The organism is Flavobacterium sp. GT3P67 (genome assembly GCF_004349155.1).
Taxonomy (GTDB): domain Bacteria; phylum Bacteroidota; class Bacteroidia; order Flavobacteriales; family Flavobacteriaceae; genus Flavobacterium; species Flavobacterium ranwuense.
In genome coordinates this window covers 367,735-380,962 of sequence record NZ_SMLF01000003.1, presented here as the reverse complement: position 1 = coordinate 380,962, position 13,228 = coordinate 367,735, and the positions used below count along the sequence as shown (strand labels likewise).

Here is a 13,228-nt window from a genome sequence, read left to right as displayed (position 1 = left end):
GGCAGTAATTATACGGAATAAAAATGTACTAAAATTAAAAAATAACTTGAGAAATTTTATTTTACTAACATTCCTAGCTTCTTTACTTTTTTCATCGTGTGAAAAGAAAACAGTAATTGAAAGTGAATTAGAAAGTCTAGAAATTAAACCTACAAATTTTAGTTCTGTGGACACTATACTTTATAAAAGCAAAAAAATAAAATCGTTGCGATTAATTGTAACCAAAACAGAATATGTTGATGTTTCCTTTTACGAATCTGGAAAGAAAAAATCTATTGGTCAAGTCAAAAACAATCAATGTAATGGCAAATATATTGACTGGTTTGAAAACGGAAAACTAAAATGGACAAGAGAAAATAATTTTGGAAATCAAATTGGAAAAAGTATTGAATACCAAGAAAATGGTAATTTAAAACAAATGTATAATAATGATAATAAAGAGATAACAGAATATTGGGTAAATGGAAAACCGAAGTTTAAATTTATTGAAAAAGTTTCTCAAAGCTTTCATTATTTAAACGGAAACATAATGGTAAAATATTCTATGAAATTAAATGATGAAAACGATATAGAATATAATAATGAAAACGGAAAATTAGTTTTTAAAGGAGTTTATAAAGGTAAGTTTCTTTTCAAAGACAACTTAAAATATAGCGGGAAAATCATTTGCTATTTTAACAACGGTAAAATTTCATACTATGAAAATTTAGTAAATGGAATTCCTAATGGAAAATCTTTTGGTTTTTATGGCAATGGCAATCCAAAATTTGAAAGTGAAGTTAAAAACGACAAAGAGGTATATTCAAAATATTATTACGAAAATGGAAATATAAAATTAATTCAAGATGGAATTAAAAACACTAATACACAATGGGATATAAACGGAAAATTAATACAATAACTACTGCCAACAGCTGTTTTGATATAGCTGGAATTTAGTGGAATTATCGTTTCGCATCAAGTTTTCGTTAAGCCGAAAATTGAGCGATTACGCACTTCCATCCATCTCAAAGCAGCGACACGTTATAAGCAAGCAATAGAGCAAAAGCTAAAGAAAGAACTTTTATGGAAGAAAAATTTTGTTGGCGTTGCAATATGAAAGTAAAAATGCTTGACGATAACGAATTCAAATTATGCAGAGATGCTTGGTTTGGTGGAAAAAAAATCGTTGAAGAAGAAATAAAAAAAAGGAAAGTAAAAGATTATGTGTGGTTAGAAGAAATTGAAACGTTTGAGCAGTATAGGTATATGCTTGAAATGTATCGTTTAATCACTGGAGAATACGAATCAAATCCGAACGCAATATTACATCATCAAATAAGTCAGTTTGGGAAAGATTGCCCAAATTGTGAAAAACCATTTAGAACTCCAAAAGCAAGATATTGTCCAAATTGTGGTTATGGTAAGGAAAATTTAAGTAAAACTTAAAAGTATCCGCTTATAAACAATTATATTTAAATTACAGATGGAAACAAATAACGAATATGCAATTTTAGAAAAAATCTTGTCTGAAATAATGGGATTTTATTTTAGTAAGGATTCTATAGAAAGTTACCTTGGTTATGAAACTAGGGAACGAATCGGAACTGTACACGGAATGCAAGTAATCATCTATTCAAACGACCATAATCCGCCACATTTTCACGTAAAAACAAATGATAATCGCGTAAATGCGAAATTCAAAATTGAAAATGGCGAGTTTTTAAGCGGAGAAATAAGTTCGAAAGATTTAAAACGTATTGAATTGTTTTATAACGATTTTAAAACAAAGCTTTTGATGGAAAAAATTTGGTCTAAAAAGAATATTCAATAATAGCATTAAAATGAGCGCAGACTTTGAATATGGAATGAAAGTTTCATTGGGTGGAGAATTTGGAGTTGTCGTTAAATCCGAATTAGACAAACCCAATTTTTTTGGTAGAATTTGTTGGGATACGGAAAAGGAATTCGATTTTGAAGATTGGCACGGATTGTTTGGTTCTTTTATAAATAAAGGTGGAAAATAATTGACAAAAATTATCAGTTTAAATATATCATTGACGATGGAAGTAAGAAAGCCTGCTTATAACAGCTACTACAACGGATTTGGGCAATTGGCTTAATGGGAAGTTGGTTTTGTATTTGGGATGATTTGCTTCGCCTGTTCGCTATCGCTCGGGTGGCAAATCAGAAAATAGGGTTTAATTTAGTCCCAAACCCGCTGTAGTAGAGGGATGTTAGTGACAAATATAGGAAACAACCTAAGAAAAAACAGAATATTTAGAAAATGAGAGCAATTGTATATTCCAAATATGGAGCACCGGAAGTTGCCAAATTGTTGGAAGTTCCTAAACCATTACCGAAAGACAACGAAGTATTGGTTAAGGTTTATTCGTCAACGGTAACCCGTACTGATTCCGGTTTCCGTAGTGCTGAATATTTTATTTCACGATTTTGGACTGGACTGTTGCGACCAAAATATCAAATACTGGGTTGTGAATTTTCTGGTATAATTGAAGAAATTGGGCAGCATGTAACAACATTTAAGAAAGATGATAGAGTTTTCGGGTTTAATGATAAAACCTGTGGAGGACATGGAGAGTATTTAACAATTACTGAAACTGATGCCATTACAACTATGCCTGACGGCTTTAGCTTTGACGAAGCTGCTGCCTTTACAGAAGGCGCACATTATGCCTTAGTAGATATAAGAGCAGCAAAAGTTGAACGTGGACAAAATGTTTTAGTTTACGGAGCAACTGGTGCTATTGGTTCTGCGGCTGTGCAATTATTAAAGCATTTTGGAGCAATAGTAACAGCAGTATGTAATACAAAAAATGTAGGTCTGGTAAAATCTCTTGGTGCAGATACTGTAATTGATTATGAAACGCAGGAATTCACAAAGACAAATGATAAGTTTGAATTCATCTTTGATGCAGTTGGAAAAAGTTCATTTGGACAATGCAAGCCTTTATTAACTGCAAAGGGAATTTACATTTCAACCGAATTAGGGAAAAACGGAGAGAATCTGCTTTTTGCTTTGACCACACCGCTTTGGGGTGGCAAAAGACTTTTATTTCCAATTCCATCCATCTCTAAACAAGACGTAGTATTTTTGAAAGAACTTGCTCAAAAAGGTGAATTTAAACCAGTAATTGACAGACAATATAATTTAGACCAAATTGTAGAGGCATATAAATATGTTGAATCTGGACAAAAGACTGGGAATGTAGTAATAAAAATAGCAGAATGAGAATGACAGAAACTGCTATATGTGTGCCCATAACCTACATAGAGCAAATCTTCAAAGTACCTAATACTATGACTGAAATAGAACAATTCATAAGTGCAAAAATCAAACCTGAATTCGAGCCAATTTTCTCAAATTTTAGAGATTTGATAAAGAAAAAGTTCCCCACCTTACAAGAAGAAATGCGAGGTGGGACTGAAAAGTATTATGGTGTTCCTGTTTACAGACAGAACAAAATAGTAATTACAGTTAGCCCAACAAAAAAAGGTATAACATTCTCATTTTCGGAAGGAAAACAATTTGAAGATAAGCACGGGCTATTGGAAGGAGTAGGAAATAAAACTTTAAATCTTAGAATATCAAATATAAGCGATTACTCTGAAGAAGTTCTTGTATATTATATTAGGCAAGGAATTGAAATTGATGATAAGAAAACAACGACCCGCTAACAGCACCTACACGCAAGCAGGGGTTTGGTGCTTCGTAGGACAAAAAAGTGCTAAATTTGAAATGCAGTTCTTCGTAGGAAGTTCAGTGGTAAAAAAAACTGCGTGCGTGTAGCTGCAAACCGTCATACTTCATCATGAAAAACACTATCGACATAGAGAACGTAATCGAAACAATAAGCGAAAATTATTCGCTCTTGACAGACGATTGCAAAAACGACTTAAAGAAGTCTAGTACATTATTTAGTCTTGACAAATTATCATCGCTGGTAAAAGAAGGACAGTTTGCAGACAAAATGTATTTCATTGTTACTGGCAGTTTAAGAGCATTCTACACAAAAGACGGAAAAGAAATAACCGATTGGTTTGCATTTGAAGGAGACTTTGTAAGTTCAATCAACAGTTTTTATCAAGATTGCCCAAGTAAGCATACTATCGAATTGCTCGAACCTACGACTTTTTTAGAAATCACAAGAGAAACCATCTTTGCATTGACAGACAAACATCATTGTTTTGAAAGATTAGGACGAATTGCTGTAACCAAAACAATGCTTCAACTTCAAGAAAGGATTGTATCCATACAATTTGAAACGGCACAACAGAAATATGAGAATCTGATAAATGTCCGTCCAGATATTAATCAAAGAGTACCACTAACACATATTGCATCTCATTTAGGAATTACACTTGAAACTTTAAGCAGAATTCGGAATCCTAAAAACCGAATTTGATTTATATCAAATGGAGTCTGTTTTTTTATAAAGACATTTGCAAAAAAACAAAATGAAAAAGATAAACATTTCAATTTTATTTGCAAATATCCTAACGGGTTTAGCCTTTTTGGCACACACAATTGGTGGCGATATAGAAATAAACAGCATTCAACCTGCCATTAACATAAATAATTGGGCCGAAAAGCAACAAATTTGGACAATGGCAAGATGCGGTTGGCATTGGATTTCATTTGATTTATTATTCGCCTCCATTGCTCTTGCTCTCGTCAATTTTACTAACTTTTTTGATAACAAAAAAACTATTTTGCAATTGTTATCATGCTACTTTTTTGGATATGCCATTGTTTGGTTACTCTTAATTTTAATTTCAAATTCTTTTCCGGACAATTTCCTAAAACTAGGACAATGGATGTTGTTATTAACCATTAGCGGCCTTATTTATTATGGAACAAAAAAACAAAATGCTTAGACTTGCAGGATACATAAACTTAATCATTGGATTTGGACATATAGTTGGACTTTTATGGGCTGACCAAATGTTTCAGGTAACTGGAATTAGTCCCGAAATGAAAGCGCTTTCTCTAATCCATTTTTCTTTGCCTTACGTATTGACAATTTTTGTTGCAGTATGCTTTTTCATATTCGGATTATATGGTCTTTCGGCAGATAATAAATGCAGAAAGCTACCTTTTCAGAAAATTGTAATTTATATGATTGCAGGTGTTTATATTTTTCATGGACTGGGCGAACTCTCTTTTAATTTTGACAAACTCAACACAAACTGGTTTCTTGAAACAAGTTATTCACTCATCGCAGTACTAATTGGATTATTATTTTTAATTGGCGGTCTGAACAAATGGAAATTTGCGACTGAAAAATAACAACCTCATAACAAGTGTTTTGCAAAATTGGGATAGATGTGCTAAATTTGAGTATTAGACTTCTAATTAACATTTGTGCATTCAAAGCCCAAAAACGTTGGTGGTGATTGTAACGAACAACATCACAAGAAATGAAACGAATAATTACATTTTTGACTTTGACATTTTTAACCTTGACTTCATGTAACGAATCTGGTGCTTGATTGCATCGAGTGCCTACTTAAATTGCTTGGTAAATCGTAGCATTTGTAACGCGGTTAATGACAAGAAATTGTATTTTGCACTTGGGCAGCTATTGGTGCTTTGCTCTTGCCGCCCGCAGCTAATCGAAGGTTGCAGGAAAGAGTTTGAATTATAGTTGAAATCCCATATATTTACTTTCGGATTAATAAAATAAAGTTCGTTTGAAGGTTTTTAAACGAACTGATGTTATACCTAAGCTTAAAAAACAACCCGAAAAGACAATTAACATTTGAAACAAATGAGAAAAATATTAAAACTTTTGACCTGTATAGAATTATGAAAAGGGGATTGGAATTTCTTAGACAGATAAAAGAAAATAACAATCGGGAATGGTTTGCTATGCATAAGCCAGAATACGATTCGATTGTGAAAGAAAACAAAATTTTTTTCGATCAGATTTATTCCGAACTTCAAAAACACGATAGTTTAAAAGAAATCCACGTTTTTAGAATTTACAAAGATGTTCGTTTTTCCAAAGATAAATCTCCTTATAAAACTAATTTAGGAGCTGGATATTCTCGTAGAAAACCAATGTTAAGAGGAGGTTATTATATTCATTTAGAGCAAAATAATAGTTTTGTTGGAGGAGGTTTTTGGGCTCCAAATAGTGAAGATTTACTTCGTATCCGTAAAGAATTCGAAATGGATACAACAGAAATCGAAAGGATTACTTCCGACAATACTTTCGTAAAATATTTCGGAGAACTAAAAGGAGAAGATGGAGTGAAAACTGCTCCGAAAGGCTTCGATAAAAATCATCCTGCAATTAATTTGATTAAGAAAAAGCAATTTGTAGTGATGAGAAAATTTACAGACAAGGAAGTTTTATCTGATGATTTTCAGAAAGAAACGATTGCAACATTTTTAGCAATGAGACCTTTTTTCGATTATATGAGTGAATTACTTACTACGGATTTAAATGGAAAACCTTTATTCTGAAAGGATGCAAATAAACCAAATGTAACAGTCCCCCAGCAGGCAGCATTAAGTAACACGGGCGCTAGCGCGATGCGTCCCACTCGTGTCACAAGCTGAGTATTTACAGTACTAAAAACAAAAAAGCAACCTCTTAACTGGGTTGCTTTTGTTGTTACGGGATATCTTTTAGGGTTTTTAGTTCTCAAAAATGGTATTTAAAACTGGTTTAACCTCTTAAAAACCTAAAGATTTAAACACAGCTATTGTAAGCCTAACGGATGACATTGAAATTGTTTTTTAAAACGATACATCACTTTCAGAAATAATAAAAATAGTACCGATATTGTACTCTTGAAAAAAGACATTAAAAACTTTATGGACCTACAGAGAAAGGACCTCCCAAATTATTAATAAGGATGGGTGAGGGTTCAAATCCTCCTGCTTTTAGGAATAAATAAATAAATTAATAAATAAAATATGAGATACGTTTTAGCTTTTTTTCTGCCCTGGTTGTCCTTGTTGTTACAAGGTAAAATTGTATCGGGCATTTGTTGTTTAATTTTACAAATCACAATAATAGGCTGGATTCCTGCTTGTATATGGGCTTTTACGGCTTTGAACAGAATGTATGCCGATAGAAGAACAACAAAAATTATCATGGAAATGAGAAGAGTGAATTGAACCGTAGCTCTTAGGGGTTCGACTCCCCACTGGAGCTCGTTTGTCAGTTCTTTGGTGCTTGATTGCATCGAGCGCCTACTTAAATTGCTTGGTAAATTGTAGCGTTTGTAACGCGGTTAACAACCGCTCATTGCTAATCAAACGTTCCCGGCAGAGTTTGAATTGTAGTTTAAATCCTGTATGTTTACTTTCTAATGCATTAAATTTAGATGCGTTTGAAGGTTTATCCCGAGGCTTCGGGAGAATTGACGTTAGTAATAAACTGCGACCGAAACTTAAAAAAAAATTATGGAAAAATACGTACGACAATTAATTACAATAGAATTTGATGACAAAAAAGAAATCTTCAGCGGTTTTCTGATTGATTGGACTGAAGATTGGATTTTGCTGAAAAATAATCCGGTCGATTTTATAATTGATGGCTACACTATCTTAAAAAACAAAAATGTGAAGGCCATTATTCAAGACAAGGATCATGAATTCACGGAAAGGGTAATTAAATTGAAAGGGTTAAAAACAAGCGCCGAAGAAATAATCCCTCTTAAGGATTTGTCTTCCATTATACATTTTTTAGCAAGTAAATACGAGATTTTTCAAATTGCAACAAAGTCAGATAAAGCAGTTTATCTTGGTAAACTCATAGAACTGAATGAGGAAGAATTACTAATAGATTTTTTGGGTACCGAAGGGGAGTTTGAGGGCGAAATGAGTTTTAAGCAAAACAAAATAAGAGTGATAGAATTTGATACTGATTATATCAATTCATTGAAACTAATTGTTAACGAAGAAAAGTCATGAAGAGAGAAAACATTAATCCTAAAAAAAAGGAGGCCTTTTTAAAGGGCCTCCGATTGTAGATTCTGATTTACCATTTATCAACTCATACCGTTCAGTATGAAATGACTATTTGAATAAGCTTCTCTTTTCAGATGGTTTTACTCAAGTGATTAATCAAAACCACACTTAAAGATACAACTATATAAATAGTAAATAATTAGAAATAAACTCTTTAACTATTAATTAACCTGTTTTTTATTAGCTACAGTAAATTTCACTTCTTTAATTCAACCTTTGAATTGTAAATCATATTAAAATCTGTTTAATTTACTGATACAAAATATCTAACCCCAAATCAAACTCATTTACAATCAGAGAACTTGTAGAAAAGATGGAAGAATTATAATAAAAAATTTAACTATGAAAAGAATTTTATTACTTTTAATTTGTTTTACCGCTTTATCTTTTTCCCATAAAAATATTGAAGAATATAATTTCATTGGAAAATGGGAAGGTATCGACAAAGGTAAAACTGGATGTATTATTTTTGAAAAAGATGGAACTGCATCGATAAAAATTGGTGATGACATTTTAGGCGGTAAAGATTATTATATAAACGGAAAAAAAGCAACTATTACTTATGTTATCGATACTACAAGAAAACCGATCAATATTGATTTTATCATGCATTCAGAAGGTTATGAAGTACCTGGAAAATTATCATTTATTGCAGAAATAATTGATAATAATTCTTTTAAGATAGTAAGTGTTAAAGGAAATAATTCAATGCTATTAACAAGGATTCAAGAATAACTGCGCACAATAGCTAAATCGCAGCACGAACAATGAACTTGTGTTGAACGGAACTGGAGGTAGTTTTAAAAAGACTATTTTTTAGCTGTGGGATTTGAAAACTAGAATTATACTATGTAGGGATAGATGCTGAGAGGCATCTTTTTTTGTTTTTATAGCGATACGGAATACTTGTCAATACGGGATTAATAGTTGTCAAAAACGGAGGAATTGATTTCATGCTAAAGAATGACTTTCTGCACGTTCTCTATTTGAGGTATGGAATGGTATATGATAATAGGAATAGTTGTGGCTTGGTTTTTAGGTCTTTACCTGAAAGGGAAGGTTTATGACCATTTGAGGAATAGGCATTATAATGATAGCTGGAAGAGTAGGGGGAAGGAGTAGGAAGTGATCAGTAATCAGTGGTCAGTGAAAAAGTGAGTAGTAATTAGAGAGTCGTGAAAAGTGAAAATGTCCTTCGGCAAGCTCAGGATGACAGTTAGAAGTGAGAAGTGAAAAGTGAGAAGAAAAAATCAAGTATCAGATTTCAATATCAAACGTTTAAAAGTTCAGGATTCGATTTTCGGGTTTTGGGTTGTGAGGAGTCGGTATTATTTTCGTTCTACCCCGACCCTAAAGGAGCTGAAATTTAGAGCTTATATTCTGTATGAGAGATTGATGGATTAAACCAAAAGTATATGGATAAGCTTTCATCTATTAATATTGTCGATAGATTGTTAATTATTGTTGTTGTTATTTATAAATGAATAGTATATTCGCTGAAAACTACTCTTATTAGCAAATAGGCTTTGCCTTCATACTGTTAGTTAGAGCAGCGAAGCGTGCCCGGAAGTTGTGTTTTTTTAGAGGTTATCATTCTATTCATTAATTGAAAAAAACATAATACCTCAAAATAAATACGATCCATTTTTTAAGAAAAACTAAGTACAAATTATTTATATTTGCTTCGTAATGATACTTTTAATTAATAAAATAGGACATCTCTCGTCTCTCGACTGCGCTCGAGATAATAAAATTAACGTTACGATTTTAGCATAAACCAATGAACCAACCCGAACATACCAATACCACGTGGCTGTTTGAAATAACACCTAAAAATAAATTCTTCTCACTGAATCTTAAAGAAGTTTGGCAGTACCGTGATTTGCTGATGCTTTTTGTGAAAAGGGATGTGGTTACCGTATATAAGCAAACGGTTTTAGGGCCGCTGTGGTACTTAATTCAGCCTTTATTTACTTCAATTACCTTTACCATTATTTTTAATAATTTAGCAGGAATTGATACCGGAACGGTGCCTCCATTTTTGTTCAATTTGGCTGGAATTACCGTTTGGAATTATTTCACGTCATGTCTTACAGGGACCTCAAATACCTTTGGTGCCAATGCGGGAATTTTTGGGAAAGTCTATTTTCCCAGACTGATTGTGCCTATCTCCATAGTAATTTCTAATTTGATTAAATTTGGAATTCAATTTGTAATATTTATAGCATTTTATATTTTCTATTACCTAAAAGGAACTACAGTTGGACTAAATGGTTCTGTGGTATTCTTTCCTTTGTTAATTGTACTGATGGGCGTTTTAGGATTGGGATTGGGCATGTTGATCTCTTCCTTGGTTACTAAATACCGAGATTTCAGTAACCTGATTGGCTTTGGCGTGCAATTGCTGATGTATTTGTCTGCCGTGATGTATCCCATGGCGTTAATCAAAGAAAAATTGCCTACTTACGGATGGTTGGTTCAATATAATCCTTTAGCCTATATAATAGAAACTGCGCGGTATATGTTGCTGAATGTAGGGCAAATTTCCATTTGGGGACTGGGTTATACTTTTGTGGTTACTGTAGCAGTTTTTTTAGTGGGTGTATTGATCTTTAATAAGACAGAGAAGAGTTTTATTGATACTGTTTAGGTGTTAGTGAGAAGTGAAAAGTGAAGAGTAAAAAGTGAAAGAGTAAAAAGTGAAAGAGTGAAAAGTGAAAGAGTAAAAAGTGAAAAGTGAAAAGTGAATGGAAAAATGAGCAGTAAATAGTGAATAGATATACTAACTATTCGCCAATGACTACTCACTAAAAATAAAAAATATGGATCATAAAGATTTGGATGTTTGGAAAAAGAGTATGGATTTGGTAGTTAAAGTCTATCAGATTACACAATTGTTTCCCGATTCTGAAAAATATGGTTTAACGAGTCAAATGAGAAGGGCAGCTGTTTCAATTCCATCTAATATAGCTGAGGGAGCTGCACGAAAAGGAGATAAGGAATTAATGCAGTTTTTGTATATTGCAATTGGTTCGCTTTCAGAACTAGAAACTCAATATTTAATAGCGATCCGATTGGAGTTTATTATAAAAGAAGAGACTTTTGAGAGTCAAATGATTGAAGTCAAAAAACTTTTGATTGGATTTAAGAATTATATAAATAAGAAATAGTGAAAAGTGAGTGGTGAAAAGTTAATAGTAAAAAGTGAAAAATTAGTTTATACTAACTACTCACAACTCACGATTCACAAAAAAACCACTCACCACTCACCACTCACCATTCACTATTCACTATGAAAAACATTATATTAAAAGCCGAGAATATTTCCAAGCAATACCGCTTAGGTCAAGTGGGTACTGGGACTTTGAGCCATGACTTGAACCGTTGGTGGCATCAGGTGCGAGGGAAGGAAGACCCGTATTTGAAAATTGGCGATACCAATGATAGAAGTACTAAAGGTGAGAGTGATTATGTTTGGGCATTGCAAGACATTAATTTTGAAGTGGAACGTGGTGAAATTTTAGGCATTATCGGCAAGAATGGAGCAGGGAAATCTACGTTATTAAAAATATTATCAAGAGTTACAGCACCTACTACAGGTAGTATTAAGTTTGGTGGCCGTGTGGCTTCTTTACTTGAAGTAGGAACAGGATTCAACGGAGAAATGACAGGTCGTGAGAACATATTTCTTAATGGTGCTATTTTGGGTATGACCAAAAAAGAAATCGCCTCTAAGATTGATGAAATTATTGATTTTTCGGGATGTGAACGCTATATAGATACACCTGTAAAGCGTTACAGCAGCGGTATGTATGTGCGTTTGGCTTTTGCTGTTGCCGCATTTCTTGAACCTGATATTTTGATTGTAGATGAGGTATTAGCAGTGGGCGATGCAGAATTCCAGAAGAAAGCAATTGGTAAAATGCAGGATATTTCACAAAATGGCGGAAGAACTATATTGTTTGTAAGTCACGATTTAAGTGCAATAAGTACTCTTACTAATAAAACTATTATACTATCGAATGGAAAAATTGCTGCTTTTGAAGAAACTAATAAAGCAATTGCAATATATTCATCCATGCAAAATACGGGAAATGTTTTTATACAAGAATGTTCAGATAAGCCAACAGTAACTAAAGTTGAGATTTTAACTTCTGAGGGAGGAACTTTGCAAGGAAGTAATAAACTTTTCTCAATTAACTTTGAAATAACAATGCCAGAGGAGAATATAAAAGATATGGCACTCTCTTTTCAGATTTTGAATCATTTACAAATACCTGTTTTATATGATTACATTTTTGATATAAATGTTGCTATTTGTCGATCAGAAGGGGTGAATTATCTATCGTTTACGTATCCTAAACTATCACTTTACAAAGGGAATTATAGTGTCATTGTACACTTAGCAGAAACAAAAACAAAAACAAAATTTCAAGAATTTAATTGTTGTTCATTTGAGGTAGATATGATTGGGATGAAAGAACCTGAATGGGGCTGGCAGAAAAATGTTTGTCAATATATTGGCGAAGGGAAATGGACAACTTTTAAACTATAATAATCTAAATTTTTAAATGTGATAAATTTATTTTCGAAAAAATTTAAAGCTAAACTTGTATATAAAAAATATAAAAGTTTCAGTATGATTCCAATAGAAACCTATGTGGATAATTTATTGTTGTGCGATAGTATTGACTCTATTCATGGTTGTATCGTTGAATGTGGGGTATGGAGAGGCGGTATGATTGCGGGAATTTATAATTATGCAACAAAAAAAAGAAAATGTATTTTATTTGATAGCTTTGAAGGATTGCCAAATGTAAAAGAAAATGATGGTGAAGCAGCAAAAATATGGCAAGAAACTAATAACGGTATAGGTTTGGACAATTGCAAAGCAGAAATTTTGTTTGCAGAAAAGGCAATGAAATTAGCTAATTCGCAAAATCATACTATTGTAAAAGGATGGTTTGATATTACCATACCTAATACTATGATACCCGAACCAATTGCAATTTTGAGATTAGATGGGGATTGGTATGATTCAACTATGGTATGTTTAGAAAATTTATATCCATTAGTTGCCGAAAATGGTTTAATTATAATAGATGATTACTATGCATGGGATGGATGCTCACGGGCAGTACATGATTATTTATCAAAAAATAATTTGCCATTACGAATTTCTCAAACTGCAAATGGAGTTTGTTATATAATAAATACAAAACAAGGAAGAAAACTCTGAGA

General features: G+C 32.7%; 16 protein-coding genes and 1 pseudogene. All 17 read left to right on the top strand.

Translation table 11 applies throughout. The features are described from left to right. A pseudogene (locus E0H99_RS08115) lies at positions 1 to 901 on the top strand (hypothetical protein); the annotation flags it as partial. Between the two features lie 164 nt (positions 902 to 1,065). Further along, positions 1,066 to 1,428: a hypothetical protein gene (locus E0H99_RS08110; protein WP_131993565.1), complete on the top strand. Its 363-nt coding sequence runs from the start codon at positions 1,066 to 1,068 to the stop codon at positions 1,426 to 1,428. Positions 1,429 to 1,465: 37 nt separating this feature from the next. Further along, positions 1,466 to 1,813, top strand: coding sequence for a DUF4160 domain-containing protein (locus tag E0H99_RS08105; protein WP_131993562.1), 348 nt, complete (start codon positions 1,466 to 1,468; stop codon positions 1,811 to 1,813). A 10-nt stretch (positions 1,814 to 1,823) separates the two neighbouring features. After that, positions 1,824 to 2,006, top strand: coding sequence for a hypothetical protein (locus E0H99_RS08100; protein ID WP_240723459.1), 183 nt, complete (start codon positions 1,824 to 1,826; stop codon positions 2,004 to 2,006). 260 nt (positions 2,007 to 2,266) lie between these two features. Continuing rightward, entirely contained in the window at positions 2,267 to 3,232 is a 966-nt protein-coding gene (locus E0H99_RS08095) for an NAD(P)-dependent alcohol dehydrogenase (protein WP_131993559.1), read from the top strand. Continuing rightward, on the top strand, positions 3,229 to 3,678 hold the full coding sequence (locus E0H99_RS08090; protein WP_131993556.1) for a DUF1801 domain-containing protein: 450 nt from the start codon (positions 3,229 to 3,231) through the stop codon (positions 3,676 to 3,678). Before E0H99_RS08095 ends, E0H99_RS08090 begins: the two co-directional genes overlap by 4 nt. 134 nt (positions 3,679 to 3,812) lie before the next feature. Beyond that, positions 3,813 to 4,406, top strand: a complete 594-nt coding sequence (locus E0H99_RS08085; protein ID WP_131993553.1) for a Crp/Fnr family transcriptional regulator — start codon at positions 3,813 to 3,815, stop codon at positions 4,404 to 4,406. A 52-nt stretch (positions 4,407 to 4,458) separates the two neighbouring features. Next, positions 4,459 to 4,878 carry a hypothetical protein gene (locus tag E0H99_RS08080; RefSeq protein WP_205728675.1) on the top strand — a complete coding sequence of 140 codons (420 nt, stop codon included), beginning with the start codon at positions 4,459 to 4,461 and terminating at the stop codon, positions 4,876 to 4,878. Further along, positions 4,871 to 5,290, top strand: coding sequence for a hypothetical protein (locus E0H99_RS08075; RefSeq protein WP_131993550.1), 420 nt, complete (start codon positions 4,871 to 4,873; stop codon positions 5,288 to 5,290). The genes E0H99_RS08080 and E0H99_RS08075 overlap by 8 nt, the downstream gene beginning before the upstream one ends. A gap of 519 nt (positions 5,291 to 5,809) precedes the next feature. After that, positions 5,810 to 6,472 carry a DUF2461 domain-containing protein gene (locus tag E0H99_RS08070; RefSeq protein WP_205728674.1) on the top strand — a complete coding sequence of 221 codons (663 nt, stop codon included), beginning with the start codon at positions 5,810 to 5,812 and terminating at the stop codon, positions 6,470 to 6,472. Positions 6,473 to 6,928: 456 nt separating this feature from the next. After that, complete coding sequence (locus E0H99_RS08065; protein ID WP_131993547.1) at positions 6,929 to 7,132, top strand: YqaE/Pmp3 family membrane protein; 204 nt, start codon at positions 6,929 to 6,931, stop codon at positions 7,130 to 7,132. A gap of 288 nt (positions 7,133 to 7,420) precedes the next feature. Then, on the top strand, positions 7,421 to 7,930 hold the full coding sequence (locus E0H99_RS08060) for a hypothetical protein (RefSeq protein ID WP_131993544.1): 510 nt from the start codon (positions 7,421 to 7,423) through the stop codon (positions 7,928 to 7,930). 399 nt (positions 7,931 to 8,329) lie between these two features. Next, positions 8,330 to 8,722, top strand: a complete 393-nt coding sequence (locus E0H99_RS08055) for a hypothetical protein (RefSeq protein ID WP_131993541.1) — start codon at positions 8,330 to 8,332, stop codon at positions 8,720 to 8,722. Between the two features lie 1,045 nt (positions 8,723 to 9,767). Continuing rightward, a complete protein-coding gene (locus tag E0H99_RS08050) occupies positions 9,768 to 10,637 on the top strand; it encodes an ABC transporter permease (protein ID WP_131993538.1) in 870 nt (289 codons plus the stop codon). 172 nt (positions 10,638 to 10,809) lie between these two features. After that, positions 10,810 to 11,157: a four helix bundle protein gene (locus E0H99_RS08045; protein WP_131993535.1), complete on the top strand. Its 348-nt coding sequence runs from the start codon at positions 10,810 to 10,812 to the stop codon at positions 11,155 to 11,157. A 122-nt stretch (positions 11,158 to 11,279) separates the two neighbouring features. Next, positions 11,280 to 12,542 (top strand): ABC transporter ATP-binding protein, encoded by a 1,263-nt coding sequence (locus tag E0H99_RS08040; RefSeq protein ID WP_131993532.1) that lies wholly within the window; start codon positions 11,280 to 11,282, stop codon positions 12,540 to 12,542. A gap of 84 nt (positions 12,543 to 12,626) precedes the next feature. After that, a complete protein-coding gene (locus E0H99_RS08035; protein WP_131993528.1) occupies positions 12,627 to 13,226 on the top strand; it encodes a TylF/MycF/NovP-related O-methyltransferase in 600 nt (199 codons plus the stop codon). The last annotated feature ends 2 nt before the right edge of the window (positions 13,227 to 13,228 follow it).

Coding starts and splice junctions, on each gene's coding strand:
- E0H99_RS08050 (WP_131993538.1), top strand. CDS start 9,768: ATGAACCAACCCGAACATACCAATACCACGTGGCTGTTTGAAATAACA.
- E0H99_RS08060 (WP_131993544.1), top strand. CDS start 7,421: ATGGAAAAATACGTACGACAATTAATTACAATAGAATTTGATGACAAA.
- E0H99_RS08105 (WP_131993562.1), top strand. CDS start 1,466: ATGGAAACAAATAACGAATATGCAATTTTAGAAAAAATCTTGTCTGAA.
- E0H99_RS08085 (WP_131993553.1), top strand. CDS start 3,813: ATGAAAAACACTATCGACATAGAGAACGTAATCGAAACAATAAGCGAA.
- E0H99_RS08070 (WP_205728674.1), top strand. CDS start 5,810: ATGAAAAGGGGATTGGAATTTCTTAGACAGATAAAAGAAAATAACAAT.
- E0H99_RS08075 (WP_131993550.1), top strand. CDS start 4,871: ATGCTTAGACTTGCAGGATACATAAACTTAATCATTGGATTTGGACAT.
- E0H99_RS08035 (WP_131993528.1), top strand. CDS start 12,627: ATGATTCCAATAGAAACCTATGTGGATAATTTATTGTTGTGCGATAGT.
- E0H99_RS08110 (WP_131993565.1), top strand. CDS start 1,066: ATGGAAGAAAAATTTTGTTGGCGTTGCAATATGAAAGTAAAAATGCTT.
- E0H99_RS08100 (WP_240723459.1), top strand. CDS start 1,824: ATGAGCGCAGACTTTGAATATGGAATGAAAGTTTCATTGGGTGGAGAA.
- E0H99_RS08090 (WP_131993556.1), top strand. CDS start 3,229: ATGAGAATGACAGAAACTGCTATATGTGTGCCCATAACCTACATAGAG.
- E0H99_RS08095 (WP_131993559.1), top strand. CDS start 2,267: ATGAGAGCAATTGTATATTCCAAATATGGAGCACCGGAAGTTGCCAAA.
- E0H99_RS08045 (WP_131993535.1), top strand. CDS start 10,810: ATGGATCATAAAGATTTGGATGTTTGGAAAAAGAGTATGGATTTGGTA.
- E0H99_RS08080 (WP_205728675.1), top strand. CDS start 4,459: ATGAAAAAGATAAACATTTCAATTTTATTTGCAAATATCCTAACGGGT.
- E0H99_RS08065 (WP_131993547.1), top strand. CDS start 6,929: ATGAGATACGTTTTAGCTTTTTTTCTGCCCTGGTTGTCCTTGTTGTTA.
- E0H99_RS08040 (WP_131993532.1), top strand. CDS start 11,280: ATGAAAAACATTATATTAAAAGCCGAGAATATTTCCAAGCAATACCGC.
- E0H99_RS08055 (WP_131993541.1), top strand. CDS start 8,330: ATGAAAAGAATTTTATTACTTTTAATTTGTTTTACCGCTTTATCTTTT.